The sequence below is a fragment of the Burkholderia sp. AU45274 genome (assembly GCF_030482505.1).
GTDB lineage: Bacteria > Pseudomonadota > Gammaproteobacteria > Burkholderiales > Burkholderiaceae > Burkholderia.
In genome coordinates this window covers 204290-230208 of sequence record NZ_JAUJQE010000003.1, presented here as the reverse complement: position 1 = coordinate 230208, position 25919 = coordinate 204290, and the positions used below count along the sequence as shown (strand labels likewise).

Here is a 25919-nt window from a genome sequence, read left to right as displayed (position 1 = left end):
GGCAAGCGACATTGGGTGACTGGAGCAGCCCGATATCGGAAATGGCGGCGGCATTGTCTGGCCAGAGCGCGGTATGGTAGTCGACATCAAGCAGGCACATCGGCAGCGAGCGTGCTGTTCGAGATAAGCGTTGATCAGCGAATAGCGCACTCAACGTGTAAGACCAACGTCGCTCCACTTGATGCTACCGGCTCGCCGTCAATACCGACCTCGAGGCGGCAGCGACACGCCCATTCCGAATCAAACTTCACTCCGCTTCAGTCAGCGGCTTACTGATTTTCCCAGTGAAATGTCGTGAATTTAATCAAAAAGACCGATCAGGAGCCTGTCGTATGATTCGATTTGTCTCGAATTTGTCGACAGAAATCCACCGATAAATTCGCGCTGTCGATTTTTGTAGTCAACCCATTTCTCATCGTGCGAATCGATTGCCTGCCCGAGTTGCAGTGCACCCTCCTCCGCATCCTGTCCATTATAAAAATAACCAAGCTCACGGCAGAGGTATGCGTTATGGATCAATGCATACCCGTTCCAGCACACATCGAAATAGAAGTAATTCAGCGCAAGCCCTGATTGATGGGATATTACAATGTCGGTATGTTCCGAAAGAAATTGAGGGGTGTTGTAATAGCCGACAAAGCTTATCTTTGAGTCTCTCACCAGGTCGAGGTGGTGCGCGATGCCAACAAATTCGGGGCTGTTTTTTGCAAGATGCTCCGTGTTCGTCGCGTGCACGTAAGATATCTTTTCGCCAAACTTCCGATAGCCCAGTTCTGCAATCAAGAGCGGATAGAGGCAAAACTTCGTAACGTCGATATTCGGCTCCATGATGGAGAGGCGCTTCGATTGCCCGGTTGGACGATACTCCCCGCGATGCGGAAGCGCTGCCGACCGCTCTTCGACGCACATCGGGTCCCAAACGAACGGGACTTCACGAACCGGCTGGCGTCGTAATACGCTGAAGTAGCTCGCGCTGGTATCGACAACTTGCGGGATGATCCACACTTGATCATAACGTTGGTTGATGAATACCGTTTCCGCATGCCGTCTGCCAAAAATCATGGCCTGCATCATGTGCACGTATTCCGGACCGCAGCAATAGCTCACGACTTTTGTACCGCGTGCCTGCAGATACGCGGTTTGCTGCTGGTCAATTTGCCCCCCGAGTTCGATCAGGACATCGAGCGAGTCTTTCGCATCGTCGAACGAGCGTATCGGATACTGCGTGGTATCCCACGGAAGTTCCGACGTGATCCGGACGTTCGTGGTGTTGACGAGGGTGACCTGATGGCCAAGAGGCGAGTGTTGAAAGAGCTTCATCAGATACAAGGCGTTCTGCTTGATGCCGTTGACCCAGAGACTCTCCGCCGCGTGGTGAAGGCCAATTGTGATACCGACGCTGAGTGAGCGTGCCAAACTCATGGGAGGTTCTCCAGGATGCCCGTCCAACAAAGAGTTAGATCATAGCGCTGCACTGGTCTCCAGCTGTCAAGAACTGTCAAAATCTGACATGCGTGCTCGGCACGGGTGACCCTGCACGGCATGCCATACAGCGGCGCGCAGGGTTTCGTATTCAAGGAAGTACGGTTGTCGATTGAAATCGCGTCGGATCCAGTCGACGATGTCCGGGCGGCCCTGAGCGCGAAAATGCGCGCCTAACCGGGACATTTGTTAAATAGCTTGAATACCCGCCAACGTGCGAATGATTTGCCGTACTATCCGCCCGTCATCGTGGCTAATGTCGAATGCGGTCGATCGACCTTGGGCAACGGCCATGGTTTTTTATCTTCGGGAGCTCGAGCCGGGCGCCGATTACATCCGAACGCCAGGACCGATCATGTTCCAGTCCCCCGGAGATTCCTTCGTCAACGGTTCGTTGCTGGGCCTGTGCGTCGAGGTTCCGCTTGCCGCGATCGTTTCGCTGGCGATGCACGGCGTCGACTGGAACGGGCCGCGCATCGCGATGCTCATCGCCACGCCGGTGCTGATCGCGTGCATCACGCTGCTGACGCGCCCCGTCGCATTCAGCACGGTATGGAAGCACAAACGCTCGCCGTTCGTGCTCGACGACAATGTGCGCGCGTCGATTTACGGCCGGCTGTGCGGAATCGCGATCGGCGTCGTGTTCGGCATCATGGTCGCGACGACGTTCGCCTGACCCGGTCGAGAAAATCTCCCATCGGGGTCCGCGCAGGGCGTGAAGCCTCGCTCACGAAGGGAAAGCAGCGTTTCCCGAAAGCACATGTGCCCTCAGGCCGCCTTCTCATTACCCCCGCTCACGTCGCCGCGACCAGCGCGTTGAACGACGTATCCCACAGCGGCGCGACATTGGCCGGCCCATCCAGCACACCGATCCGCGCGAACACATCCGCGACCTGCTGATGCTGCGCCACCACGTCGGGCGTCACCGGCAGCAGCGCGTAGTCTTCGCTGCGCTGGTCGAACATCGCGACGAGATCGGCAACCGGCACGCGCGTCTCGCGGTTCTGCACGAGCGCATAGTCGCCGAAATGCGTGTTCGCCCATGCATACGCGCGTCGAAACCGCAGCAGCAGATCGCCCGTCGCCGCGCGACGGCGCGCATCGTCGAGCGTGCGCGGGTTCGCATAGACCGGAAAGTTGCCCGACAGATAGCCCTTCCCCGTCTTCAGCACGCGCGCACCGTAGCGATTGCGCGCAAGCTGGCCGTTGTAGCCGTAGATCGCCCATGCGTCGATGTCGCCGCGATCGTAGGCGGACAAGCCATCGGCCGGCGACAGGTTGATCGGCTGGATATCGTCGAAGCTCAGGCCGGCCTCCGCGAGCTGGCGATACAGGAAGTAGTGCGACGTCGTCGCACGCACGTACCCGACACGCTTGCCCTTCAGGTCCGCGATGCTGCGGATCGTCGTGTCCTTGCGCGCGAGCGTGACCTGGTTGTTCAGGTCCTCGCGCACGCGGGTGATGAGCCGCACGTTGGCCTTCTGTCGCGCGGCGAACACGGCCGGAATTTCGCTGCCCGAACCGATGTCGAGCGCATCCGCGTTGAGCGCCTCGATGTGCAGCACGCCGTTGTTCAGCTCGCGCCAGTCGATCCGGTACGGTGTGTCGGCCAGCCCGGCCGCCTGCAGCAGCGCGCGCCAGCCGCCCTTGTAGGTTGCGACGCGCAACGTGGTGCCGGCGAGATCGGTGCTGACCGCGGGCGTGGCGAACGCGGCCTTCGCGGCCCATGGCGCCGCCGCCACCGCGGCACCGGCGAGCAGCAAACGGCGACGTGCCGCCGAAATTGACGACATCGGATGCTCCTGTCGGTCGATCAAACGGGAAGTGAAAAGCGCTGCGTCAATGCAGCACCGGAAATCCGTGGCGCTCGGCCAGCAGTTCGAGGATGCGGCGCGCGTCGGTGACGAAGCGCACGTCGCCGAGCGTCTGCGCGTCGTCCGGCGCCGGCTGGTCGCGGCCGAGCACGAGGACCGGCAGCCCCTGGTGCGCATCGTCGAGCGCGTCGACCACCGCGTGCCGCGGCCGCTCGAAGCCGACACGTTTCACGTCGATTCGACTCGCGCGATCGGGTGCGCTCGCGAGCAGCCCCTCGATCGACAGTCCATGCGGGCAGACGAAGCGCTGGCCCGGATGCTTCGGATCGGCAAAGCCCGGTTCCAGCAGAAACAGCACATCGCGACTCATGACAGACGGCTCCCTTGTTCGTGGTTCAGCCGGGATGAATGCGCTTGGGCGCCCTTCCGTTCCCGGAGCATGCCGGCCCCAGGCCGGATGCCCGACTCTACCGGCATGCGTCGCACGGCCCTACCAACGTTTTGCGGAATCGATATGCGGCCGCACGTAGCGCATCAGGCGCGCGCCGCACAGCGGGCGTAGCGTAAAAACATCGCACGCCGGGCCGCCGGTAGTGCGGACATCGAACGATTTCATCGATCGATATGACGGCGCCCGCGTGTATCCGGTGCTCGACGTTCGCCGTTCGCGCGATACGTTCGCCGCAGCATGGGTGCCGGACGCGATCGCGGCGCACATGCAGGGCTTGCGGCAACTCATATTGCAAATCGGCCGCGCAGCGATTTGCAAACCACGGATCGACCGTTCGCCGGCACCACCGTCATCAATAGGATCGTGATCCTCGCAGATGTACCCATAAAAAAGAGGATAGTCATGATCAAAAAAACGGTAGTCCTGGGTTTGGTTTCGATCGGTTCGGTCAGCGCGCATGCGCAGAGTTCGGTCACGTTGTACGGCGTCGTCGATGCCGGGTTCGCTTATACGAACAATCAGGGTGGCGCGAGCAACATCCAGCAGACGAGCGGCAAGTTGAGCGGCAGCCGCTGGGGCCTGAAAGGCGTGGAAGATCTCGGTGGCGGCGTGCAGGCGGTCTTCACGCTCGAAAGCGGGTTCCGGCCGAGCGACGGCGGGCTCGGCCAGGGCGGCCGCCTGTTCGGCCGCTCCGCATACGTGGGCCTCGCCAGCAAGGGGCTCGGCACGCTGACCTTCGGCCGCCAGTACGAGCCGATCACCGACCTCGTTGCGCAGTACTCGGGGTCCGGCTTCTGGTCGCCGGCCACGCACGTGGGCGACAACGACAACATGAACCAGAGCTTCCGGCTGAACAACGCGGTGAAGTTCCGCAGCGACACGATCGCCGGCTTCACGGCCGACCTGCTCTATGCGTTCAGTAACCAGGCCAACGGTGGCGCGGGCACCGGATTCTCGAACAACAACGCGTGGGGCGCGTCGGCAAACTACGTGAACGGCCCGTTGTCGGTGGGCGCCGGCTATGTCCGCATCAATCATCCGAATTCGACGTCGAATACGAGCGGCGCGGTGGGCGGTGCGACCTCCACCACCGGCAACGACTACAGCGGCGGATTCTTCTACGGGCTGAACGGCGGCGTGCTCAAGCAGCAGATCGGCGTGGTCGGCGCGAACTACGCGCTCGGCCCTGCGACGCTGGGCTTTGCGTGGAGCCACACGCAGCTCAACTATCTCGACGGCTCGTCGCGCAAGTTCAACAACTACGACGTGAACGCGCGTTACCAGCTCACGCCGGCCGCCACGCTGATCGGTGTCTATACGTTCACCGACGGGCGCGCGAGCGGCCTGCCGGGCACCGGCGGCCAGACGCTGAAACCGCGCTGGCACCAGTTCACGCTCGGGTTCGACTACGCGCTGTCGAAACGCACCGATATCTACCTGTCCGGCATCTACCAGCTCGCGGCCGGCGACGCGAGCACGGCAACGTCGGGCGGCTATCGCAAGATCGCGGCGATCTCGAACATCGGCAGCGCGTCGTCGACGAACCGCCAGGTCGCGTTCGTCACTGGGCTGCGCGTGAAGTTCTGACGGCGAGCGTATCGGGCGCGGTGCAGCGTGGTGCAGCGTGGTGCGATAAGCAAAGCGGGAATCGTTGTTTGTCGCACCGGGTTCGGTTGCCGAGAATGGGCGTTTCCCCGCGTGCTGCCCCGGCGCACGATACGCGTTCGACCATGACCGACTCCCGTTTCCCGCCCCACCCACCGCGCAGCGGCCGGCGCGCAGCACTGCGCCGGCTCGCCGGCGGATGGGCGGCAGCGATGCTGCCTGCCAGCGGCGCGCTGGCGAGCCAGCCGCTCGCCCCGCTCTCTCCGCGCTCCCCGCTCGACGTGCCGCCATGGACACGCGAACCGGGTGCGCCGCTACTGTCGCCGCCCTACGGCGTGCCGGGGCCGCACGAACGCGACGTGATCCGCCGCAGCGCCCGCACGCCGGCATTGCCCGGCTCCGGCTCGTCGATGACGCCGCTCGCCGACCTGTTCGGCGACATCACGCCGAACGGCCTCGTCTACGAGCGTCATCATGCGGGCGTGCCGGAGATCGATGCGCAGCGTCATCGCGTCGTCGTGCACGGCCTCGTGCGCGAGCCGCGCGTGTTCACGATCGACGACCTGCTGCGCTTTCCGTCCGAGTCGCGGATCCACTTCCTCGAATGCTCGGGCAACACCGGCAGCGAATGGAACGGCCCGAGCGGGCTGCCCGTTCAGTTCACGCACGGGCTGCTGTCGTGCTGCGATTGGACAGGCGTTCGGCTGTCGACGCTGCTCGACGAAACCGGCATCGATCCGGACGCACGCTGGCTGCTCGCCGAAGGCGCCGACGGCGCGGCAATGACGCGCAGCCTGCCGCTCGACCGGATCCTCGAGCGCGCGCTCGTCGTCTATGCGCAGAACGGCGAGCGGCTGCGCCCCGAGAACGGTTATCCGGTACGGCTGATCGTGCCGGGTTTCGAAGGCAACACGAACATCAAGTGGCTGCGGCGGCTGAAACTGGTGCGCGCGCCGGAGATGACGCGCGAGGAAACGTCGAAATACACGAACCTGCTGCCCGGCGGCTGCGCGCGCCAGTTCGTGTTCGAGATGGATGCGAAGTCGGTCATCACGCGGCCGTCGGCCGGCCATCGGCTCGCCGCGCACGGCTATTACCCGATCGGCGGCTACGCGTGGTCGGGACGCGGCCGGATTCGCGCGGTCGACGTCTCGACCGACGGTGGCCGCACCTGGCGGCCCGCTCGACTCGCGGGCGACGTGCGCGATCGCGCGCTGACGCGCTTCGAAGCCGACTGGATCTGGAACGGCGAGCCGGCCGACCTGCAAAGCCGCGCCACCGACGACACAGGCTATGTGCAGCCGACCCGCGAGGCGCTCGTCGCCGCTCGCGGCGTCAACTCGCAGTACCACTACAACGGTATCCAGAACTGGCGCATCGGCACGGACGGCGAGGTGCGCAATGCGTAAGCCGCTTGCCTGCCTGCTCGTCGCATCCCTGAGCGTCCCGAGCGCATTCGGCGCGGGCTACGGTCTCGGCCAGCCGGTCGACCGCGCGGCGCTCGCGGCGTGGGACATCGACGTCGCGCCCGACGGCAGCGGCCTGCCGCCCGGCTCGGGCACGGTCGCGCGCGGCGCTCACGTGTTCGCGGACAAATGCGCGATGTGCCACGGTGCCGGCGGCGAAGGCGGCGTCGGCGATCCGCTCGTCGGCGGACTGGGCTCGCTCGCGAGCGCCAAGCCGAAAAAGACGGTCGGCAGCTACTGGCCGTACGCGACGACGCTGTTCGACTACATCCGCCGCGCGATGCCGTACAACGCGCCGCAATCGCTGAGCGCGGACGAAGTCTATGCGGTCACCGCTTATGTGCTCCATCTGAACGGCATCGTGCCCGCCGATGCACGGCTCGACGCGCGCACGCTGCCACGCGTGCGGATGCCGAACCGCGACGGGTTCGTGTCCGATCCGAGGCCCGGCACGCTATGACGCGGCTCGAACCGCGCGCACGCACATCGTGCATGACACCCGGGCGATTCGCCGCCGCACGTGCCGCGCGTTGTCGTCCGCTACATGTCCAACCCGCAAGGAAGCCTTCATGAGCGACACGTCCCTCGCCGCTCCGGTCGCGCCGTCGCCGTTCGTCGACGTGCGCTCACCGGCGGATTTCCCCGACAGCCCCGTCTCGCGTGTCCTCGCGCAGCCGCTGATGCTCGGGCTGTTCCTGCCGATCCAGGCCGGCGGCTGGAGCGCGTCGACGCTGCCGCGCACGACCGACTGGACCTTCGACTACAACGCCGACCTGGTCGCGCGCGCGGAGGCACTCGGCTTCGATCTCGTGTTCGCGCTGTCGCAGTGGCTGCCGAAAGGCGGTTACGGCGGTGTGTTCGACGGCCAGGCGCTCGACTCGTTCATGACGCTGGCCGCGCTGACCGCGCGCACCGAACGGATCATCCTCGTCGCGACGAGCCACGTGCTGTACGGGCCCTGGCATCCGCTGCATTTCGCGAAGTTCACCGCGACGCTCGATCACATCTCGCGCGGGCGCTGGGGGATCAACGTCGTGACCGGCCACCGCGCGATCGAGCACGAGATGTTCGGCTGGAACCGGATCGAACACGACCGGCGCTACGAAATGGCCGCCGAATTTCTCGACGCGGTCCAGCAGTTGTGGGCGCAACCGGACAATTTCAGCTACACGCCGGTGCTGTCGAGCTGGCGGCTGGGCGGCGCATTCGTGACGCCGAAGCCGCGCTACGGTCGCCCGCTGCTGATCAACGCGACGGGCTCCGATGCGGGCATCGATTTCGCCGCACGCTACTCGGACATCGTGTTCGTCACGAGCCCGGCCGGCACGGATGCCGAGCACGCGATCGCTGCGCTGCCCGCGCATACCGCACGGGTGAAGGCAGCCGCCGCGGCGCGCGGCCGAACGATCCGCACGTTGCTCAACCCGCTCGTGATCTGCCGCGAGACGGCGGCGGAAGCGCGTGCGTACCGCGACGCGATCGTCGCGCATGCGGACGAAGGCAGCTTCCACCGTTTCGACAGTGACGCGCATGCGTGGCGAGGCGGCTTCGAACAGCGCTCGCAGGCTGCCTCGCGCGCGATCGGCGGCAATATCTCGATCACCGGCTCGCCGGAAGAAGTCGCCGATACCATCGTGCGCCTGCACCGTGCAGGCATCGACGGCATCCAGTTGAGCTTCTACGACTTCAAGCCCGAGCTCGACTTCTTTGGTGAGCGCGTGCTGCCGCTACTGCGCGATGCTGGTCTGCGGCGCTGACGTCAGGCAGCCGTTTCGGTACGGGCGGTGGTGTCGTGGCGTACGGGCCGGCGCAGCCCCAGATGCTCGCGCAGCGTATGGCCCGCATAGTCGTCGCGAAACAGCCCTCGGCGGCGCAACTCGGGCAGCACCAGCGCGATGAAATCGTCGAGGCCACCGGGCAACGTCGGCGCCATCACGTTGTAGCCGTCCGCGCCGTAACGCACGAAGCGCTCTTCGAGCTGGTCGACGATCTGCTCCGGCGTGCCGACGAGCTGCCAGTGGCCGCGCGCGCCTGCGACTCGCAAATAGAGTTCGCGGATCGTCAGGTTTTCGCGGCGCGCGAGCTCGATCGTCAGTGCCTGCCGGCTCTTGCTGGCGTTCGTCTCCGGCAGCGGCGGAATCGGGCCGTCGAGCGGATACGCGGACAGGTCGAACCCGCCGGTGAGGCCCGAGACGAGCGCGAGCCCGACCGTCGGGTCGATCAACGACTGCAACGCGTCGAATTTCTCCTTCGCTTCGCTTTCGGTATGGCCCACCACCGGAAACACGCCGGGCATGATCTTCAGCGTATCGGGATCGCGGCCGAACGCCGCGAGCTGGCCCTTCACGTCCGCATAAAACGCGACCGCGTCGTCGAGCGTCTGCTGCGCGGTGAAGATCACTTCGGCCGTGCGCGCGGCCAGCCGCGTACCGGCCGGCGACGAACCGGCCTGCACGACGACCGGGTGTCCCTGCGGCGGTCGTGCGACGTTCAAGGGCCCGCGCACCTGGAAGAAGCGGCCGCGATGGTCGAGTACGTGTCGCTTGTGCGGATCGAAGAAACGGCCCGATGCGCGATCGCGCACGAATGCATCGTCGTCCCAGCTATCCCACAGGCCACGCACGACATCCGCGAACTCCTCCGCGCGCGCGTAGCGTTCGGCATGATCGAAATGCGTATCGCGATTGAAGTTGCGCGCCTCGTGCGCACTCGACGACGTGACGAGGTTCCAGCCTGCGCGACCGCCGCTGATGTGGTCGAGCGATGCGAACTTGCGCGCGATGTGGAACGGCTCGTTGAAACTCGTCGACGCGGTGCCGACGAGGCCGATTCGCTCGGTAACGGCCGCGAGCGCCGACAGCAGCGTCAGCGGCTCGAACTGCGCGACGTAGCTGTGCGCGGTGCGGCTCAGGAACTCGACGTCGTCGCCGCGCGTGCCCACGCCGTCGGCAAGAAACACGAGATCGAATTTCGCGGCCTCGGCCGCCTGGGCAAGCCGCACGTAGTGGCGAAAATCGACGCCCGCGTCGGCCTGCGAACCGGGATGGCGCCACGCGGCGATGTGATGGCCGGTCGGGTACAGGAATGCGCCGAGATGCAGGTGTCCGGTGCGGGTCGTCATCGGGAAGGGTTTCCGGAAAAGAGGGCCGCGCGCGCGGCCAGGTCAGAACACGCGGCCTTCGGTCAGGTGTGTCGTCACGCCGTTCAGCTCGTAGTCGCCGATCACGCGCGCCTTGTGCAGCAACGGGTTGTGGCTGAAGATCGTGCGCAGGTTGCGCCAGTGCCGGTCAAAGTTGTGTTCGCGCGCCGTCGCCGACGCGCCGCCGACCTCGAACAGCCGCTCCGCCGCATGCAGCGCCAGCTTGCTGACGATGAGCTGCGTGCGTGCCGTCGCGAGCGCGCTGTCGAGCACCAGCGCATGTGCATCGGCATCGCCGGCTTCGATCGCGTCGGCGGAACGGTCGAGCGCCCGCGCGTTTTCGCGCACGAGCGCGTCGATTGCATGACTGTGCGCGGACAGCTCGCCGACGACCTGCTGGATGAAATGATCGTCGCGTGCGGTCGGCGCCGGGCTGTGCAGCACCGGGCGGCCGTGCCCGAGCACGTAGCGGCGCGCATCGGCAACCACGTTGCGCACGATGCCCGCCCCCGTCGCGACGAGATGCAGCTGCCGCAGCGCGCCGCAATGGCGGCCGACGAGCGTCGAGCCGTCGCGCGCGGCCACCTCATCCGCGAACACCTGCACGTCGTTCAGCAGCAGGCTGCCGCTCGCGGTCATGCGCTGGCCCATGCCGTCCCAGTCGTCGAGCACCTGCACGCCGTCCCGCGCGACGGGAATGATCACGGCGACCGCGTCACCCTGCTCGTTCTCCACGTTGATGCGCGCGAAATCGGCAAACGCGGTGCCGGTCGAATAGTATTTGCGGCCCGTCACGCGATAGTGATCGCCGTCCCGACGCAACACCGTGGTGTTCTCGCCGGGCCGCGACGTGCCGCGCTCGGTCGACGCACCGCCGAAGATCGCGCCGGCCAGCGCCCGCTCGAGCTGCACGTCGTTGAACGGTGTGCGCGGCGACAGCCGCAGCGTCTCGATCTGGTCGTAGTGGATCCGCAGCGCGTGCGCGAGATTCGAATCGGCGGCGGCCAGCGTCGCGATCGTATCGAACAGATCGACCAGCGTGCCGCCGAGGCCGCCGCGCTCCACCGGAATCCGCAGCACGCCCAGCGCCGAGCGGCGGAAGATCGCAAACCCCTCGAACGGCAGTTCGCGACGCGCCTCGCGTTGCGCGGCATCCTGCCCGATCGCGCTTGCGAGATCGGGTAGCGCGGCAAGCGCGTCGCGCAACGCGTCGCGCGGATCGACGGCATCACGGGCAGTCATTCGGCAAGTCCTTGTTCGGGAAGATCGGGCGCTGCGCAGCGCGATCGCGACATGCGCGAACCGCCGCATGCGCAGCATCGCAAAGTATAGGGACGCACCCGGCGCGCGTGAAAAGCCGATTTCAGCTTACGTTATGCATGCGCCGGGAATTGCCGCGTGCGGTGACATCAGTGCTGGATGCCCCAGCGCCGCACGGTCACGCGTTCGAGCGTGTCGAACACGAGGTTCTCGACGAGCAGGCCGATCACGATGACGGCCGCGAGGCCGGCGAACACGCGATCCGTATACAGCTCGTTGCGGTTCTGGAAGATGTACCAGCCGAGCCCGCCCTGGCCCGCGCTCGCGCCGAATACCAGCTCGGCCGCGATCAGCGTTCGCCACGCAAATGCCCAGCCGACGCGCAGGCCCGACAGGATCGACGGCAATGCGGCCGGCACGAGGATCAGCGCGATCTGGCGCAGGCCCGTGAGGCCGTAGTTGCGCCCCGCCATCTTCAGCGTGGCCGGCACGCCCGCGAAGCCCGTATACATGCTGAGCGCGAGCGGCCACAGCACCGCGTGCACGAGCACGAACAGCAGGCTGCCGGTGCCGAGCCCGAACCACAGCAGCGCGATCGGCAGCAACGCGATCGACGGCAGCGGATTGAACATCGACGTCAGCATCGCCAGCAGGTCGCGGCCGATGCGCGTCGATACCGCGAGCGATGTCAGCGCAAATGCGAAGAACACGCCCAGCGCGTAACCGCGCAGCAACACCGACAGCGAGATGCCCGTCTTCACCAGCAGTTCGCCGGACTCGATGCCCTGCACGAACGCGGCCAGCGTCGCGCCGAAGGTCGGCACGAGCAGATCGTTCGCGACGATGCGCGCGACGATCTCCCACGCGGCAATCAGCACGAGTGCGATGACGCTGCGCCGAAACCATCCCGCACCGGCGACGCGACGCCACAGCGGAGCCGGCACGGCACGTTCGGCGTCGGGCAGCGTGTCGAGCGTGCGTTCGTATTCGGCGCGCACGGGCGGTAGCGGCGGCAGGGCCGGATCGATCGTGCTCATGATGCAGATGCCTCCGTCGTCGGGACGCGGGTCGTGTCGGTATCGAACAGCAGGCGATGGATCCGCGCGACGTTGTCGCGGAAGTCGCCGGTGTCGACGTTGTCGAGCGAATGCTCGTGGCTGTTGAGTTCCGCACGCACGCGGCCCGGATGCGGCGACAGCAGCAGGATCCGGTTGCCGACGACGAGCGCTTCCTCGATCGAATGCGTGACGAACAGCAGCGTGAAACGGAACTCGTCCCACAGGCGCAGCAGTTCCTCCTGCATCTTGCGGCGTCAACGCGTCGAGCGCGGCGAACGGCTCGTCCATCAGCAACACGCGCGGCTGCATCGCCAGTGCGCGCGCGATCGCGACGCGCTGCTTCATGCCGCCCGACAGCGTGTGCGGATAGGCGTCGGCGAACCCGCTCAACCCGACCTTGTCGAGATAATGCAGCGCGCGCTCCCGTGCTTCGGCGCGCGACAACCTGGCGGCGGCACGCAACGGAAACGCGACGTTTTCGACGACCGTCTTCCACGGCGGCAACTGGTCGAACTCCTGGAACACCACGACGCGGTCAGGGCCCGGCCCGCGCACCGGCCGACCGTCGAGCGCGATCGAACCCGATACAGGCTCGATGAAGCCGGCAATCGCCTTCAGCAGCGTCGACTTTCCGCACCCCGACGGGCCGAGCAGCACGAAGCGGTCGCTGCCATACACGTCGAAGCTGACCTGGTGGGTCGCGCGCACGATCCGCGCGCCGCTGCGGTATTCGAGGTTCACCCGGTCGATGGCGAGCAGGCGTTCACTGTGCGCGCCAGCCTGCGCGGCATCCGGCGCGGGCCGGCCGGCGACCTGCGCGTCGGGCACGGGGTGGACGGCAGGCGCCGCGCCGCCGCGTGCCGCATACGGCGGCAGCCAGGTTCGGGGAGAAGTGGCGTTCACGATCGAATCTCTTGCGGGTAAAGCATCAGCATGCGGCCAGACCTTTCGCGGACCAACCATCGATTGCCCATATCGAAACCGCACCGACGCATAAACGTCGATCGCGGCGTCGAAGCGGCTCCGCTCAGCTGCCGCCGGCCGTCGCCGGATCGTCGAAGAAGTAGTCGCGCCACGACTTCGGTTCGGTGCGGATCGCACCGGTGCGGTGCATGAACTGCGCGAGCGCGAGCGTGTTCTGCGGCGCGGTCTTGAACTGCACCTGCGGATTGCGCAGGATTTTCAGCAGCAGCGCGCGATCGATCTTCGATGCGTTCACGCGGATATAGGTATCGGCCGCGCGCTCGGGATCGGCCGCGATCTGGCGCGCGGCATCGGCCAGCGCGGCGACGAATGCACGATAGGTCTTCGGGTTGTCGTCGCGGAATTTCTCGGTGGCATACAGCACCGTCGCGGAGCTCGGGCCGCCGAGCACGTCATAGGAATTCAGCACGATGTGCGCATTCGGGTTGCCGGCGAGTTCCTGCTCCTGAAACGGCGGATTGCCGAAGTGGCCGGTAATCGCACTGCTGTTCGCCAGAATGGCAGCCGTCGCGTCCGGATGCGGAATCGCCTGCGTGAGCGCGTCGAGCTTGTCGAACTGCTTGTCGCCCCACTGCTTCGCGGCCGCATACTGCAGCACGCGCGACTGCACCGACACGCCGACCGCCGGCACCGCGATGCGGTCCTTCGTGCTCAGGTCGGCGATCGTCTTCACGTTCGGGTTGCTGCTGACGAGGTAGTACGGGAAATTGCCGAGCGACGCGACGCCCTTCACGTTCTGCCGGCCGCGCGTGCGGTCCCACACGGTCAGCAGCGGCCCGACGCCCGCGCCCGCGATGTCGACCGCGCCGGACAACAGCGCGTCGTTCACGGCCGCGCCGCCCGACAGCCGGACCCAGTCGACCTTGATGTCGAGGCCGGCCTTGCGCCCTTCCTTTTCGATCAACTGCTGGTCGCGCGCGACGTTCAGCATCAGGTAGACGACGCCGAACTGCTCGGCGATGCGGATGCGGCCTTCCGCGTGCGCGGCTTGCGGGGCGAGTGCGCCGGCGAACGCAAGCGTTGCGGTCAGTGCGGCCGCCAGCGCGCGGCGCGCCGGCAAAAACGAGAACGGCATCGGAACTCCAGTCAGGATGGGGCGGAAGATTGACGCGGCACGTGGCTCAGAAAGGCGCGTCGCCTTCAATCGTCGTGCGGTACAGCTTGCGGCGCAGATGGTCGGGCGTGCCGGCGGCGAGATGCATCAGCGAGCGGTTGTCCCAGAACACGAGATCGTGCTCGCGCCATGGGTGCCGGTACACATGCTCGGCACGCACGCTGTGTGCGAACAGCTCGTCGAGCAGCGCGCGGCTTTCGTCGTCGGGCAGCCCGACGATGCGCGTCGTGAAATGCTCGCTGACGAACAGCGCCTTGCGGCCCGTTTCCGGATGCGTGCGCACGACCGGATGCACGACCGCGGCAACCTGCGCGATCTGCTCGGGCGACAGGTTCGGCCGCCACGGATTGCGCGCCTGCAGCTCCGCATAGCGTGCGAGATACGTATGCTCGGCACGCCGCCCTTCTACCGCGCGGCGCAGATGGGCCGGCAGCGTGTCCCACGCGAGATGCATGTTCGCGAACAGCGTGTCGCCGCCTTCGGCCGGCAGTTCCTGCGCATGCAGCAGCGAGCCGAGGCTCGGCTTCTCCTTGTACGACAGGTCGGAGTGCCAGAAATGGCCCGCGTCGCCGAGCCCGATCGGCTTGCCGTTCTCGACGACGTTCGACACGATCAGCACCTCCGGATGGCCGGCGAGCGCGAACTGGTGAAGCACGTGGATCTGCAGCGGGCCGAAGCGGCGGCTGAACGCGATGTGCTCGTCCGGCGTGATGCGCTGGTCGCGAAACACCAGCACGTGATGGTCGAGATGCGCGCGATGAATGCGCGCGAAGTCGCCGGCGTCGAGCGGTTGCGACAGGTCGACGCCGACCACTTCGGCACCGAGCGGCGCATCGAACGGCACGATGTCGAAGTGCTGCGCCGCAACGCGCGGCCGCGACGCGGGCGGATGCCCGGCGCAAAGCGATGCGTCGTCGCGGATGGCGGTAGTCGTCACGGCACGGCTCCTGATTCGGTCAAAAACGCGAATCTACGAGTGCGTGCCGGACGGCGTCAACGAAGCGATTCCGATACGTTTATCTGCTGCGCTGATAAAGATCGCTGCTCCCGCATACGGCGCGGCGGCGGACGGCGGGCTCACGTGCGAAAACGGCCGATCGCGGCGGCCGTCACGATTCCGTCGCCGGGTCGGGTACGTGCACGGCCCCTTCAGGACATTCGCGTGCTGGGCTCGGCTACGACTCGGATGGCGCGTTCGGACATGCATTCAAGCGCATCGTGGGCTGCTCGCCCCGCGCGTATCGCCATGACTTTGCGAGTGAGTCGGGCGGAGTCGGGCGGATAACAGGCCGTTGAAATACCGCTCGATCGGATGCGGGTCCGATCCCGCATTTCGCGACGATCACTGCACGGCTTTCGATTTCAGTTCGATTGCCGCATTCCGGCGCGTATTAATGGGGTTGGGCGCCTGAGGGCGTCCGTTTCAATGCATGACGGGCCCGGCGGACGCATTCCGGCAAACGAGCTCAATCGACGCGCCGTGAAAACGCGCTTCAACGCATCAGTCGGAAATTTTGCGGATCGTTTGCCGCTGCAGCTTTTGTGAAGGGTGGTGACAATATCAGATCGAGAATCGATCGATATTGAGAGCGCGTGCAGACCGTTGGTCAACGGTCTGCACTGAACGGATGTGCCGTCTATTGGAATATTGGGTGGCCCTCGGAACAAGGTGTGTATTGAAACAAAATCCCGCGCCGCTGATAACTGACAACATTGACAGGGATTGTTCCAGTTTGAGTGGCTACCGAGACGACGACAGCACCGCCCGTTTGAAAATGAGCGGATGATCCTTTACGCGTGACGCCATTTTGCCAATGTAGGCAGTTCGTGCTCGGTGGCCGGATCATCCAGCCGGATCCAGCTATAAAACGTGCCATGCCATCCCGGAACGGGAAGCGGGGCCGCACGGCGAATGTCCGCGAGGCCCGGCCGATAGGCCTGAAATGGCCAGAATAGCGGCATGATGCGGCGCGCTTCCATGCCTTGGCGCAATTCGGCCGGTCCGCCCGCGTCGGACACGATATCGCAGTGGAACGCCCAGTCCTCTTCGCTCCAGGCGAGAAATACACTGGGCGCGCCGGCGGCATCGAACATCAGCACCGCGTCCTGATTGGGGCGCCAGTAGTATTCGACGATGCCTTCCCGCGCGGCCACCTCATCGATCAGCTTGACGATCCGTGGATCCCGGTAGGTCGCTCCCGCTTCATGCAGGCTGATGTGCCCGCGGGCCGCGCAGCACTTGCGTTTCGCGTCGTCCAGCGCGCTCGCCAGCTTGCGCGCCATCTCGACGTCGGTTTTCTTCAGATAGCAATCGATCAGTCCCGCGTTGAACGCGGCCACCGCCTCGCGCTCGTCGGCGATGCCGGTGAGCAGGATTTTCATGCAGTTCGCGTTGCGGATGGAGGTCAGGAACTGGATGCCGTCGACCTCCGGCATCGAATAGTCGACGACCACCGCGCCCACCGCCTCGAATCGGGCAGGATCGGCGAGCGCATCCTCGCCGATCGCATTCCCGCCGGTTTTCTCCGCACCGAAATAGTCCGCAGCCGTGGGGGGTATCTCCGCGTCACGCGACGACACGAAGTCGAGCGCCGCCCGGGGGTGCGTAAAAAAGTGGTTCAGGCGTTCGTCCGGAAATGCGCCCCGCAGCGCCTGCAGGAAATCCGGATTGTCGTCGACAAATACCACGGACACGGGGTAAAGCACCGGCTGCCTGACGAAGGGTTGCATAAGGGTCTCGATAAATCAGCAAAAGAAAATGCGGCAACGGAGACGCTTTGCCGCGAATGATTATCGCGGCAATTATCCGGCGAAAGTGCGACGCACATCAACTGCTCTTCATTCGCTAATTCGGCACGTTTCGACTGCACCGCTCCGCGGAATTGCACGGGGAGAATCGGGCCATTCCTTCTCGTTGAAGGAATGCGCCGCTACCGCCAGTAGCGATTCAAGGAGTTATCCATGTTGACGCGCGACGCGATTCTTCACGTCCTTTCCAACGAAACGGCCCATATTTCCGAGAAAACCTTCCATCATGTGGTGGACATTTACCTCAAGGATTCCAATGCCTTCATGAATACCTATTTCGCACGCTATTTCGAATGGCAGGGCGTGTGCCGTGAACGCTGGTTTCACGAATGCATCCACAACAACCTGATGGGGGCCGGCGGGGCATTCGTGACGAAGCGCGCGCATCAGGAATACGTCCATGAGACGTTTCCGTTCCAGCGTGTCGATTGCTTTCTCAATACGTTCGAGGTTCGGCAATGTTCGGCCTACCTGCTGTTTCGCTTCTACGTGGACGGGCGGCAGGTGTCGCTGGGGTATCAGCAAATCGTGTTTGCCGGTTCCGACAAGCGGATCCGCCGGTTTCCGCCGGGCATCATCGAGCGGGTCAAGGCGTATGAGCTGATCCTGCCGTCCGCCGCGAACTGAATGTGAGACCGCCCTACCCGATGCGATAGCGCGGGGGGAGCGCCGGCGGACCGTTCAGTGTCGGGTCCGCCGGCGCCCCGGGCTCCGGCAGCCGGATCGTGAACGTGGTGCGGATGCCGGGAACGGATTCACACGTGATGGTGCCACCGAGCGCTTCACATGCGCGGCGGCAAAAACTCAGGCCCATGCCGGCGCCGCGACCGTGCGACTTGGTCGAGAAAAAGGCGTCGAAAATTTGAGGGAGCACATCAGGGGCGATGCCCGGCCCCGTATCGCTGAAACGCACCACGCAGTAACCGTTGCTGCGATGCGCGTCGATCTCGATCTGCCCACGGCCGTTGGCGTGGATCGCGTACAGGGCATTTTTCAGCAGATTGAAGATCACGAAGATCACGAGCGAGTCGGAGCCGAAAAACCGGATGTCCGTATCGATCGCGTCGACCGATACGCGGTCCCGCTCACCCGGACGGAACGGAAAGCGATCCACGGCGGCGTCGACACAGGCCCGTATCGGATAGGCCGCGAAGCTGTGGCGATCGAGTCGGTCCAGCGTAAAGGACGCCAGGGACATCTCGACCACCGTGCTGGTGGTGTCGACCTGGCGCCGGATCGACGACGCAAGCGTCGGCAGCCGCTCCAGCTGTCCGGGATACAAACCGTCGGCGCACAACCGGTGCTGCACCGCCAGCCGATACCCGCGCAGCAGCTCCGGCAGGACAGCGCGCAGCTCGTCCGCGTGCAGGCCGATCGCCGCCAGCGGCGTGGCCACTTCGTGCGCGACCGTCGCGGCCAGCAGATAGGGACCCATCAGCCCATAGCGGACGATCGACGTCGCGAGTATCCCGAGACTGATCGCGATAAACAGCACCCCCACCGGATAGAAGTCGACGCCGTAGTTCACCGCATAGTCGGTCGCCGCGAGCGAGTAGAGGCCCAGGCTGACGAGGCATTGCGTGAGCAACTGCCGGACGTCTCGCGCCCGCCCCTGACGTCTTGCCTCGATCAGGAGCCAACCGCTGCGGCAGACCAGGAGTACCGTCTGCACGACGTGCAACGGATGCAGCGGGCCCGCCTTGGGATACGGGCCAAAGAAATGCGGGCGGAATCCATCGACGACCGCATTGCTCGTGACCAGCAGCACGGCCAGCAGGACGCTGAGTCCGTAGGACGCGAATATGATCGGCCGCTCGTCCCGACGCGACACGATTTCCGTCACGAAATGATAGAAGGTCGTCGGCAGAAAAAGGATGAACAGATAGCCGGCCTTGACCAGCACGTTGGCGACGTCCGAGTCGGTGGTCTGGAACAGGAAGGCCCACGTTCCCTGCCAGACGAAGGTCGTCGCGCACATCAGGGCGAACGGGACGGATACCCGCGTGAGCCCCTTGGTGGCCAGCACGTAGAGGCCGAACCCGAGAAACAACGCAGATACGAACGCAGGCAAGATCGAGTACATATGCGTGAATCCACCATGTTGACGGGTCGCGCACCACTGAACTGTCCTGGCCGGTGCCGTTCGCGAGAGTAGCACGCCGCGCTCGGCGAGCGAGCGCGGCGGCTTTGTCCATGGGGCCTCTGCGCATCACAACTGTTGCGCGCGCGGTGCCGTGTGCCGGGTAGCGTTGACCAGAATGAAATTGTCGCGGTTTGCGAAGCAAGGTTGTCACCTAGCCGTTCAACGTTGGCCGGAAGGTGCGAAGGTCTCGTGAATTCATGAGGCTGCACGTCGCGAATTCAGGTTTGTCACTGGCCGTGGTCTCGCGAAGACCCGTGTCAACGCCCCTGCGCTGCCGTTGCAGCGTGGGCAGTCTCTGTCGCGCGTCGTGCGAAACCTGATTTTGGATCACACAACCCCATCATCACGATAAGTTTTCTTATCACAATAGATCGATGGGAGATCCAAACTCGCATTTGCGCAAACGCCCCGGATGCAACGGGGCGTTCGCCTTTCAGCGCCCGATCGGCAACCCGGTCGGCTCGATCCAGCCCAGCTTGTAAGCGATCAGCAGCGACAGGAACAGCGTGACCGACAGCCCGACGCGTGCCGCGAGCGACCATGCCATCCGCTTGGACTTGCCGCGATCGTGATTCATGAAATACAGCGCGAAGATCAGGCTCGCGATGATCATCGCGAATGCCACGGAAACCAGCAGAGTTTTCATTGGTGATGCCCTTGAAGATCGGAATCGGCCTGAAGCAGTTCGGCCAGTTTGTGCCGCTCGTCGGCGAGCGCGCCGACGCCCGACGCCGGCCAGTCCAGCGCGACGCCATTGCCCAGCGAATCGCGCACGAGCGCCTGGTAGCGCCGGTCGTTGATCCGGCCGTGGTCCATCGTTTCCGAGATCTCGCGCCGGAACGGCAGCGGGAAACTCGCGTACGCGCGCGACAGCGCCGCATATTGTCTCGCATCGATCTCTTTCGACGATGGTATGACAGTCCAGATCACCACAGCCACGATGGCCGTGAACGGGATCGCCGTATAGCGAAGAATGAACTTGATCGGGGTCATGAAGCGGTGGGCAGAAGTGATCGCGAAGGCGGGCGGCGCGGCCGTGCGGCAGCGAAGCCGCAGTCGGGCCGCTGTCAGGCCGCGCCGGATGACATTGTACTGAAAGCCCTATTCAACTAACAGAGTATGATAATGGCATTATCATGTTCGTCACATGATTCGAGAGACCCGGCACCTGTGGGCAGGCGGCGTGCCCGCCCTGCCGTCCGGTGCCGGTCGTCACGTCCGTGCCCGCGATTCGCGGCGATTGAGCGAAGCCCCTGAGCCCCTATGCCAGCGCAGTACTTTCGAAACCTGACGGGAAAACACCGCAGCGCGACCGCGAACCGTCAGCTCGGGTTTTCGCTGGCGTTCGTCGCCGGCGCGGCCAATGCCGGCGGCTTCCTCGCGGTCAAGCAATACACGTCGCACATGAGCGGCATCGTGTCGGCGATCGCCGACCAGACGGCGCTCGGCGACGTGCGGCTCGCGCTGGCCGGCATCAGCTCGCTGGGGTCGTTCCTGATCGGCGCCAGCTGCTCGGCGATCCTCGTCAACTGGGGCCGCCGTCGCGGCCTGCACAGCCAGTTCATGCTGCCGCTGCTGGTCGAGGCCGCGCTGCTGCTCCTGTTCGGGCTGCTCGGCAGCCACCTCGCGCTGTGGGAAACCTTCTTCGTGCCGGTGACCGTGACGCTGCTGTGCTTCATCATGGGGCTGCAGAACGCGACGATCACGAAGCTGTCGGGCGCGGAGATCCGCACGACGCACATGACGGGCATCGTGACCGACCTCGGCATCGAGCTCGGGAAGCTGTTCTACTGGAACCGGTCGGCGGTCGACGTCGACGCGCATGCGGTGGTCGCCAACCGCTCGAAACTGCGGATTCACGCGACGATGCTCGCGTCGTTCTTCATCGGCGGCCTGGCCGGCGCGATCGGCTTCAAGCACGTCGGCTACGTATCGACCGTGCCGCTTGCCGCGGTGCTCGTCACGCTCGCGATCGTGCCGGTGATCGACGACCTGCTCGCGTTGCTCCGCAGCAGGCGCTGATCGCGCACCGGGAGCGCGCTTTCGGCGGTGGCGCCGAAGGCGGATCGATTATAATTTGATTAACATACCGACCACCCTCGCCCCGCAATGGAAACGAAAACCGCCCGCCTGACCGTCCTGATCGATCCCGCGAAAAAGGAAGCCTTCGAGATGCTCTGCGCGGAGCAGGATCTCACGCCGTCGCAAGTCGTGCGGCAACTGATCCGCGAGTATCTCGACCGCCACGGCGTAACGTACAAGACCAAGAGCGCGCTCGGCAAGCGCGTGAAGTAAAGGCGGCCGTACAGGCCGCGCCTACCTGCAGGCTACGCGCCGATTTCCCATCGCTCTTGCGGCCGCGCACGCATCACCAGCCGCTGCGGGTCGACGCTCTCCCCGGCCTTCATCCGCCTCGCCGTGGCCGCCAGCTTGAGCTCGCCGGCCCGCGCACACGCCAGTGCGCGTTCGAGCAGGATCCGCAGCGACGGCAGCCGGCTGCCACCCTTCCATGCGAACGCGATGAAGTTGTTGTCGTCGCCGCACGGCGCCAGCGTATACGACATGCCGAATACGGATCGCAACTGCTCGAGATGCTCCGGCAGCGCGGGATCGTCGTCCATGAAGTTGATTGCCAGCACGCCGTTTTCGCTCAGGCGCGCGTGACATGCGGCGAGGAATGCGGCGCCCGTACAGCGGCCACGCATGCCGTCGGCGACGAACGCGTCGTGCAGGATCACGTCCGTCCGGACATCCGCCCTGTCCAGATGATCCGCGCCGTCGGCGCACACCACCGTGAACCGGCCGTCATCAGCGGGAATCCTGAAAGCGTCACGCAGCGCGATCACGTCCGGATTGATCTCGACCGCGTCGATCGTCGCGCCGGGCAAGTGCCGGTAGCAGTACTTCGCCAGCGAACCACCGCCGAGCCCGAGCATGCAGATGTGCGCGGGCTCGGGCTGCAGCAGCAGAAAGCCCATCATCACGCGCGTATAGCCGAGCTCGAGCCGGCCCGGATCCCGGAGCGACATGAAGCTCTGCGTGCCGAAATGGTCGAAGTGCAGCGAAAGCGCGTGCTGCGTCTCCAGCACGAACGGCCGGCCGTCGTTCAGCGGCGTCGCCAGGAACCTGACGAACGCGTCGTAGGAAATTCGATCCTCGGCCATGAACGGGCAGTCAGTTACTGACAGTCGATTGGAGCGTGCGCGCTCAGACTTTCTTCAGGTAGCAGGCCTTCAGCATGAAGCCCCCCATGTCGGTCTTGCAGTCGACCTCGTGATCGCCGCCGACGAGCCGGATGCTCTTGACCTTGGTGCCCATCTTAAGCGTGATCGACGAGCCCTTCACGCGCAAATCCTTGATCAGCACGACCGAGTCGCCATCCGACAGCACGTTGCCGTTGGCGTCCTTGACGACGTCGCCCGCCGGTTCGTCGCCCGTTTCGGCGCCGGCGCCGGCCGACCATTCATGGCCGCAGTCCGCGCATACGGTCAGCGTGCCGTCCGGGTAAGTGTTTTCCATCGCGCATTGCGGGCAGGCGGGGGCGGCGTTCATTGCGGCTTCCATTCAGGGGGAGTTGAGTCGTCGATAAAAAGGCCGGGCGCGCTGGCAGCGTCGCCCGGCCCGCCTGAAGGCACGTGCCGACGGGTCGGCGAGCCGCCTTCGGCGCACACGGCATTATAATGCAATACACATATCTTGGCTGCTGTATTATAATGGGCGTTTTCGCGCCGTTCGCCGGACTTGCGGCCCGTTTCACCGAGAATGCCGGCACATCCACGCAGGATGCGCATGCCCCGGCAGCGCTGCCGGCGTTCCGGAGTCATGCGGAACAGCGCGTTTCTCGCCTGTCTGGCGCACCGCCGGCCTGGCGCCGCACACCGATCCCGACGTTCCGTCCAGAGGCTCTCCGACATCGTGGCAACCGTTGTGTTCGTTGAAATCGGCCCCGCGTGGAACCGCAACCGCGGCCACGCCGCACGAGCAGCCGCCGCCGACGCGGCGCGCGGCTTCGAAAGCGACATCCTGCTGATCGCGAACGGGATCAGCAGCGATGCGAAGGACAGCGCCGCCGTCGCGGCGCTGCAGGTGCACGGCGGCACGTCCGCACAGGTGCTGGCCACCGGCCCCGACGAGGAGGCAGCCCTGCAGGCGCTGCTGCCCGTGCTGCAAGCGCGCTGACCGGCGCGCCACCCGATGTCACGGCATCCCGCCCACCCCGAATCCCCTTTTCACGAGGAAGCGATGAGCGACAACTTCACGTCCAACACCCCGAACCTGTCGGCCTCCGCCATCTGGGCGCTCGAACGCCTCGCCGACGTCCGCTACGGGCGCGACGCACCGGCGCTCGGCTGGTCGATCGCGAGCGAACTCGTCAGCGCGGGCTTCGTCAGCCATCCCGCACACGGCCGCTCGGGCGCCTCGATCACGGCCGAAGGCCGGACCTTCCTGAAGAACCGGAAGTAGACCGCCTGCGGCCGCGAATCAACTTGATCCTTCCGAGCATCATGTCGAGTGACGGCGGCACATCGGAAGGGCGGCGCACCGCATGAAAGTCCGACTATCGCGCGGGAAGCCGATAGAATTGCGCCCGCTTCCCGTGCGACGTCGTCGATGCGGTGGCATCATCTCCGGCCGCCCGCACCGCAGCCTGTTCGTGCAACGGTTTTGCTATCATTCCGGCTCCCTGTCTTGCCGAATTGGACATGCCCGCTCGCAGCGGGCCGCCGTCGCCTGCCGTCAATCGCCTGCCGTCAATCGCACGTCGTCGCTCGCCGAGGAACATCGCCGGCCGATCTGCCTGCCGGTGCGCGAACGGAACCCAACCAGCGCGGCATCGACATGCTGACGGCCTGACCGTCCCATGCCCCTCCTCTCCGGAAGCCACGATGCCGCCTGTCTCCTCCCCGCCCGTTCTCGATACGCCGCGTCTCATCCTCGAAGGCCATCCGCTCGGCGACTTCGAGGCGCTCGCCACGATGTGGGCCGAGCCGAAGGTCGTCGAGCACATCTTCAGCGGCAAGCCGTCCGCGCCGCGCGACTCGTGGATGCGCATGCTCGCGTATCGCGGGCTGTGGCCGCTGCTCGGCTATGGGTACTGGGCGATTCGCGAGAAGGCGTCGGGCCGCTATGTCGGCGATCTGGGCTTCGCCGATTTCCACCGGCTCATCGAGCCGTCGATTCGCGGCGTGCCGGAAGCCGGCTGGGCCCTTGCGACGTGGGCGCACGGCAAGGGTTACGCGACCGAGGCGCTCTCGGCCGCGCTGGCATGGCTCGACGGGCAACACCGGTTCGAGCGCAGCGTGTGCCTGATCGCGCCGACCAACGTCGCGTCGATCCGCGTGGCGGAAAAGGCGGGTTATGGGGAGCCGGTGCAGATCCGGTTCAACGATACCGACTCATTGCTGTTTTCGCGCGCGCGCCGATAGGCTGCCGGCGTACGGGTGACGAAGGCGTACCGTATGGACGGCACCCGCGCGCCCTCGCCGCTCACTCCACGACCGGTTCATACAGGCTCGTAAAGAGCCCGTTGTCCATCGGCCAGCAGTTGCCGCAATCATCGCGCACGATCCAGTCACCCGACTTCACCGAACGCCAGCCTTCCGGTGTGGCGATCGCGCGTCCGCCTTCACGGGTTTCCACCCGATCGTGGTCGCCATCCGCGAACCACCGTGTTGCATCGACATAACTGATGCGTTTTCGAAATCGCATACCGCCACCGAAATGTTGAGACCTGACCGGCATGTTCAAGGACCTGTCCGTGTCAATGCGTGTACGGCGCGAAGCGCCGTGAAATGGCTGAGCGCCACGAAGGGGATCGGGCGGCCATGGCATCCGCCCCGGGCGACGGCGGCCGGGTTTCGTACAACGCCTTCCGGCTCTCCGCGACGCGTGCCTCCAGCGCTTCCCGTGCGGTGATCGAGATCCGGATATCGATCTCCCGCATTCTCCGGATCGCCGCGTGAACCTCGTCGGGTTGATCGGGTGATAGCGCCGTCAAGAACGCCGAACGTGTTTCCGCTGCCCGGACGGCCTCGCTCCAGTCGGCGTGGGCGACCGCGACTTCGATCGCGTTCGTGAGTGAATCGAGACTCCGGATGATTTGAAGCGGCGTCATTTCGCATTCCTATCAGAGCATCGTGCCGGTCAGACGTTTGCCGCCTGGAAGGCGGGGTGACGTCGACATTGTTTCGCGCGCGTCGAGGCACCGACAGTGCCGCACCGAACGGACGCACCACGCGAGCAATGGCACGCTGTCAGTCACCGCCATCGCATTGGCATTCACTTCGGCGGCCGGCCGGAAGCCGGCGTGCGTCATGCTCGCCACCGAGTCGCCACGATTGTAAGGACCTGTCCGTTGCCCGTTTCGTAATATTTTGTAATGATATGTCGAGCAATCTTTACCGGCTTGCGGCGCGGGCGGGCGTGCTTTTCACGCGCCATTTTTCCGCAAACGTTTTCGTGCGAACGACATCGCGCCAGCGATCATTGCCGGCCTTTAACCGGATTCCACGCCCGACCTTATCGCCCAACCGTCGCCCCGTTCCGCGACGACACGATTCCACCCCTTCGCCCATTTGCCTGGCTGCCTGGGCCG

The 25919-nt window shown here is 65.1% G+C and carries 28 protein-coding genes and 2 pseudogenes; 12 read left to right on the top strand and 18 right to left on the bottom strand.

Features of this window, described 5'->3' with window-relative positions:
- Positions 1-300: 300 nt before the first annotated feature.
- The gene (locus tag QZM35_RS13850) at positions 301-1422 is read right to left on the bottom strand and encodes a DUF2827 domain-containing protein (protein WP_089429667.1); all 1122 of its coding nucleotides are present in this window, start codon (positions 1420-1422) and stop codon (positions 301-303) included.
- Between the two features lie 316 nt (positions 1423-1738).
- On the opposite strand from QZM35_RS13850, the gene QZM35_RS13845 reads away from it, so the two are divergent.
- Positions 1739-2158 (top strand): hypothetical protein, encoded by a 420-nt coding sequence (locus QZM35_RS13845; RefSeq protein ID WP_301776150.1) that lies wholly within the window; start codon positions 1739-1741, stop codon positions 2156-2158.
- A 118-nt stretch (positions 2159-2276) separates the two neighbouring features.
- Here the strand turns inward: QZM35_RS13845 and QZM35_RS13840 are convergent, their stop codons facing one another.
- Together QZM35_RS13840 and QZM35_RS13835 are read right to left on the bottom strand one after the other, a co-directional pair.
- Positions 2277-3275, bottom strand: a complete 999-nt coding sequence (locus QZM35_RS13840) for an ABC transporter substrate-binding protein (protein WP_089430120.1) — start codon at positions 3273-3275, stop codon at positions 2277-2279.
- Positions 3276-3321: 46 nt separating this feature from the next.
- A complete protein-coding gene (locus tag QZM35_RS13835) occupies positions 3322-3666 on the bottom strand; it encodes a DUF3088 domain-containing protein (protein WP_089429665.1) in 345 nt (114 codons plus the stop codon).
- Positions 3667-4149: 483 nt separating this feature from the next.
- Here QZM35_RS13835 and QZM35_RS13830 point away from each other — a divergent pair, with 483 nt between their 5' ends.
- The 4 genes from QZM35_RS13830 (at position 4150) to QZM35_RS13815 (ending at position 8575) form a co-directional block, all read left to right on the top strand.
- A complete protein-coding gene (locus QZM35_RS13830; protein WP_089429663.1) occupies positions 4150-5334 on the top strand; it encodes a porin in 1185 nt (394 codons plus the stop codon).
- A 143-nt stretch (positions 5335-5477) separates the two neighbouring features.
- Positions 5478-6761: a sulfite dehydrogenase gene (soxC, locus tag QZM35_RS13825; protein WP_301776149.1), complete on the top strand. Its 1284-nt coding sequence runs from the start codon at positions 5478-5480 to the stop codon at positions 6759-6761.
- A complete protein-coding gene (locus tag QZM35_RS13820; protein ID WP_089429661.1) occupies positions 6754-7278 on the top strand; it encodes a c-type cytochrome in 525 nt (174 codons plus the stop codon). Before soxC ends, QZM35_RS13820 begins: the two co-directional genes overlap by 8 nt.
- Positions 7279-7387: 109 nt before the next feature.
- Positions 7388-8575: an LLM class flavin-dependent oxidoreductase gene (locus QZM35_RS13815; RefSeq protein ID WP_089433682.1), complete on the top strand. Its 1188-nt coding sequence runs from the start codon at positions 7388-7390 to the stop codon at positions 8573-8575.
- Between the two features lie 2 nt (positions 8576-8577).
- On the opposite strand, the gene QZM35_RS13810 is transcribed toward QZM35_RS13815, so the two are convergent.
- The 6 genes and pseudogenes from QZM35_RS13810 to QZM35_RS13785 form a co-directional block, all read right to left on the bottom strand.
- A complete protein-coding gene (locus tag QZM35_RS13810; protein WP_301776148.1) occupies positions 8578-9939 on the bottom strand; it encodes an LLM class flavin-dependent oxidoreductase in 1362 nt (453 codons plus the stop codon).
- A 42-nt stretch (positions 9940-9981) separates the two neighbouring features.
- A complete protein-coding gene (locus tag QZM35_RS13805; protein ID WP_301776147.1) occupies positions 9982-11199 on the bottom strand; it encodes an acyl-CoA dehydrogenase family protein in 1218 nt (405 codons plus the stop codon).
- A 167-nt stretch (positions 11200-11366) separates the two neighbouring features.
- Positions 11367-12254 carry an ABC transporter permease gene (locus QZM35_RS13800; protein ID WP_089429657.1) on the bottom strand — a complete coding sequence of 296 codons (888 nt, stop codon included), beginning with the start codon at positions 12252-12254 and terminating at the stop codon, positions 11367-11369.
- Positions 12251-13238, bottom strand: a pseudogene (locus QZM35_RS13795) (ABC transporter ATP-binding protein). The gene QZM35_RS13800 and the pseudogene QZM35_RS13795 overlap by 4 nt, the downstream one beginning before the upstream one ends.
- A gap of 64 nt (positions 13239-13302) precedes the next feature.
- Entirely contained in the window at positions 13303-14334 is a 1032-nt protein-coding gene (locus QZM35_RS13790; protein WP_301776146.1) for an ABC transporter substrate-binding protein, read from the bottom strand.
- Positions 14335-14380: 46 nt separating this feature from the next.
- A complete protein-coding gene (locus QZM35_RS13785) occupies positions 14381-15310 on the bottom strand; it encodes a TauD/TfdA family dioxygenase (protein WP_089433677.1) in 930 nt (309 codons plus the stop codon).
- A gap of 233 nt (positions 15311-15543) precedes the next feature.
- Here QZM35_RS13785 and QZM35_RS38155 point away from each other — a divergent pair.
- Positions 15544-15669, top strand: a pseudogene (locus tag QZM35_RS38155) (AraC family transcriptional regulator); the annotation flags it as partial.
- Between the two features lie 495 nt (positions 15670-16164).
- Here the strand turns inward: QZM35_RS38155 and QZM35_RS13780 are convergent.
- A complete protein-coding gene (locus QZM35_RS13780) occupies positions 16165-17103 on the bottom strand; it encodes a response regulator (protein WP_089433676.1) in 939 nt (312 codons plus the stop codon).
- 231 nt (positions 17104-17334) lie between these two features.
- Between QZM35_RS13780 and QZM35_RS13775 the strand changes: the two genes are divergently transcribed.
- Positions 17335-17808, top strand: a complete 474-nt coding sequence (locus QZM35_RS13775; protein WP_089429652.1) for a thioesterase family protein — start codon at positions 17335-17337, stop codon at positions 17806-17808.
- A 13-nt stretch (positions 17809-17821) separates the two neighbouring features.
- Here QZM35_RS13775 and QZM35_RS13770 read toward each other — a convergent pair whose 3' ends face one another.
- The 3 genes from QZM35_RS13770 to QZM35_RS13760 form a co-directional block, all read right to left on the bottom strand.
- Positions 17822-19264, bottom strand: coding sequence for a sensor histidine kinase (locus tag QZM35_RS13770; protein WP_301776145.1), 1443 nt, complete (start codon positions 19262-19264; stop codon positions 17822-17824).
- Positions 19265-19757: 493 nt separating this feature from the next.
- Positions 19758-19970, bottom strand: a complete 213-nt coding sequence (locus QZM35_RS13765) for a twin transmembrane helix small protein (protein ID WP_006489184.1) — start codon at positions 19968-19970, stop codon at positions 19758-19760.
- Positions 19967-20317 (bottom strand): hypothetical protein, encoded by a 351-nt coding sequence (locus QZM35_RS13760; RefSeq protein WP_089429650.1) that lies wholly within the window; start codon positions 20315-20317, stop codon positions 19967-19969. The genes QZM35_RS13765 and QZM35_RS13760 overlap by 4 nt, the downstream gene beginning before the upstream one ends.
- Positions 20318-20587: 270 nt before the next feature.
- Between QZM35_RS13760 and QZM35_RS13755 the strand changes: the two genes are divergently transcribed.
- Entirely contained in the window at positions 20588-21346 is a 759-nt protein-coding gene (locus QZM35_RS13755) for a YoaK family protein (RefSeq protein WP_089476103.1), read from the top strand.
- Positions 21347-21433: 87 nt separating this feature from the next.
- Positions 21434-21619 carry a ribbon-helix-helix protein, CopG family gene (locus QZM35_RS13750; RefSeq protein WP_021158209.1) on the top strand — a complete coding sequence of 62 codons (186 nt, stop codon included), beginning with the start codon at positions 21434-21436 and terminating at the stop codon, positions 21617-21619.
- A 32-nt stretch (positions 21620-21651) separates the two neighbouring features.
- Here the strand turns inward: QZM35_RS13750 and QZM35_RS13745 are convergent, their stop codons facing one another.
- Together QZM35_RS13745 and QZM35_RS13740 are read right to left on the bottom strand one after the other, a co-directional pair.
- On the bottom strand, positions 21652-22488 hold the full coding sequence (locus QZM35_RS13745) for a spermidine synthase (RefSeq protein WP_301776144.1): 837 nt from the start codon (positions 22486-22488) through the stop codon (positions 21652-21654).
- A 43-nt stretch (positions 22489-22531) separates the two neighbouring features.
- Positions 22532-22876, bottom strand: a complete 345-nt coding sequence (locus QZM35_RS13740; RefSeq protein ID WP_021158207.1) for a zinc ribbon domain-containing protein YjdM — start codon at positions 22874-22876, stop codon at positions 22532-22534.
- A 363-nt stretch (positions 22877-23239) separates the two neighbouring features.
- On the opposite strand from QZM35_RS13740, the gene QZM35_RS13735 reads away from it, so the two are divergent.
- From QZM35_RS13735 to QZM35_RS13725, 3 genes are all read left to right on the top strand, one after another.
- A complete protein-coding gene (locus tag QZM35_RS13735) occupies positions 23240-23503 on the top strand; it encodes an HPr family phosphocarrier protein (protein ID WP_174970737.1) in 264 nt (87 codons plus the stop codon).
- Between the two features lie 63 nt (positions 23504-23566).
- The gene (locus QZM35_RS13730) at positions 23567-23788 is read left to right on the top strand and encodes a hypothetical protein (RefSeq protein WP_039371644.1); all 222 of its coding nucleotides are present in this window, start codon (positions 23567-23569) and stop codon (positions 23786-23788) included.
- A 422-nt stretch (positions 23789-24210) separates the two neighbouring features.
- On the top strand, positions 24211-24750 hold the full coding sequence (locus QZM35_RS13725) for a GNAT family N-acetyltransferase (protein WP_089429646.1): 540 nt from the start codon (positions 24211-24213) through the stop codon (positions 24748-24750).
- Positions 24751-24811: 61 nt separating this feature from the next.
- Here QZM35_RS13725 and QZM35_RS13720 read toward each other — a convergent pair whose 3' ends face one another.
- The 3 genes from QZM35_RS13720 to QZM35_RS13710 are packed head-to-tail and all read right to left on the bottom strand — an operon-like array spanning position 24812 to position 25640.
- A complete protein-coding gene (locus QZM35_RS13720; RefSeq protein ID WP_256978525.1) occupies positions 24812-25066 on the bottom strand; it encodes a hypothetical protein in 255 nt (84 codons plus the stop codon).
- Positions 25067-25085: 19 nt separating this feature from the next.
- Positions 25086-25439: a hypothetical protein gene (locus QZM35_RS13715; protein WP_089429644.1), complete on the bottom strand. Its 354-nt coding sequence runs from the start codon at positions 25437-25439 to the stop codon at positions 25086-25088.
- A 12-nt stretch (positions 25440-25451) separates the two neighbouring features.
- Positions 25452-25640, bottom strand: coding sequence for a hypothetical protein (locus tag QZM35_RS13710; protein WP_144025260.1), 189 nt, complete (start codon positions 25638-25640; stop codon positions 25452-25454).
- Positions 25641-25919 lie beyond the last annotated feature (279 nt).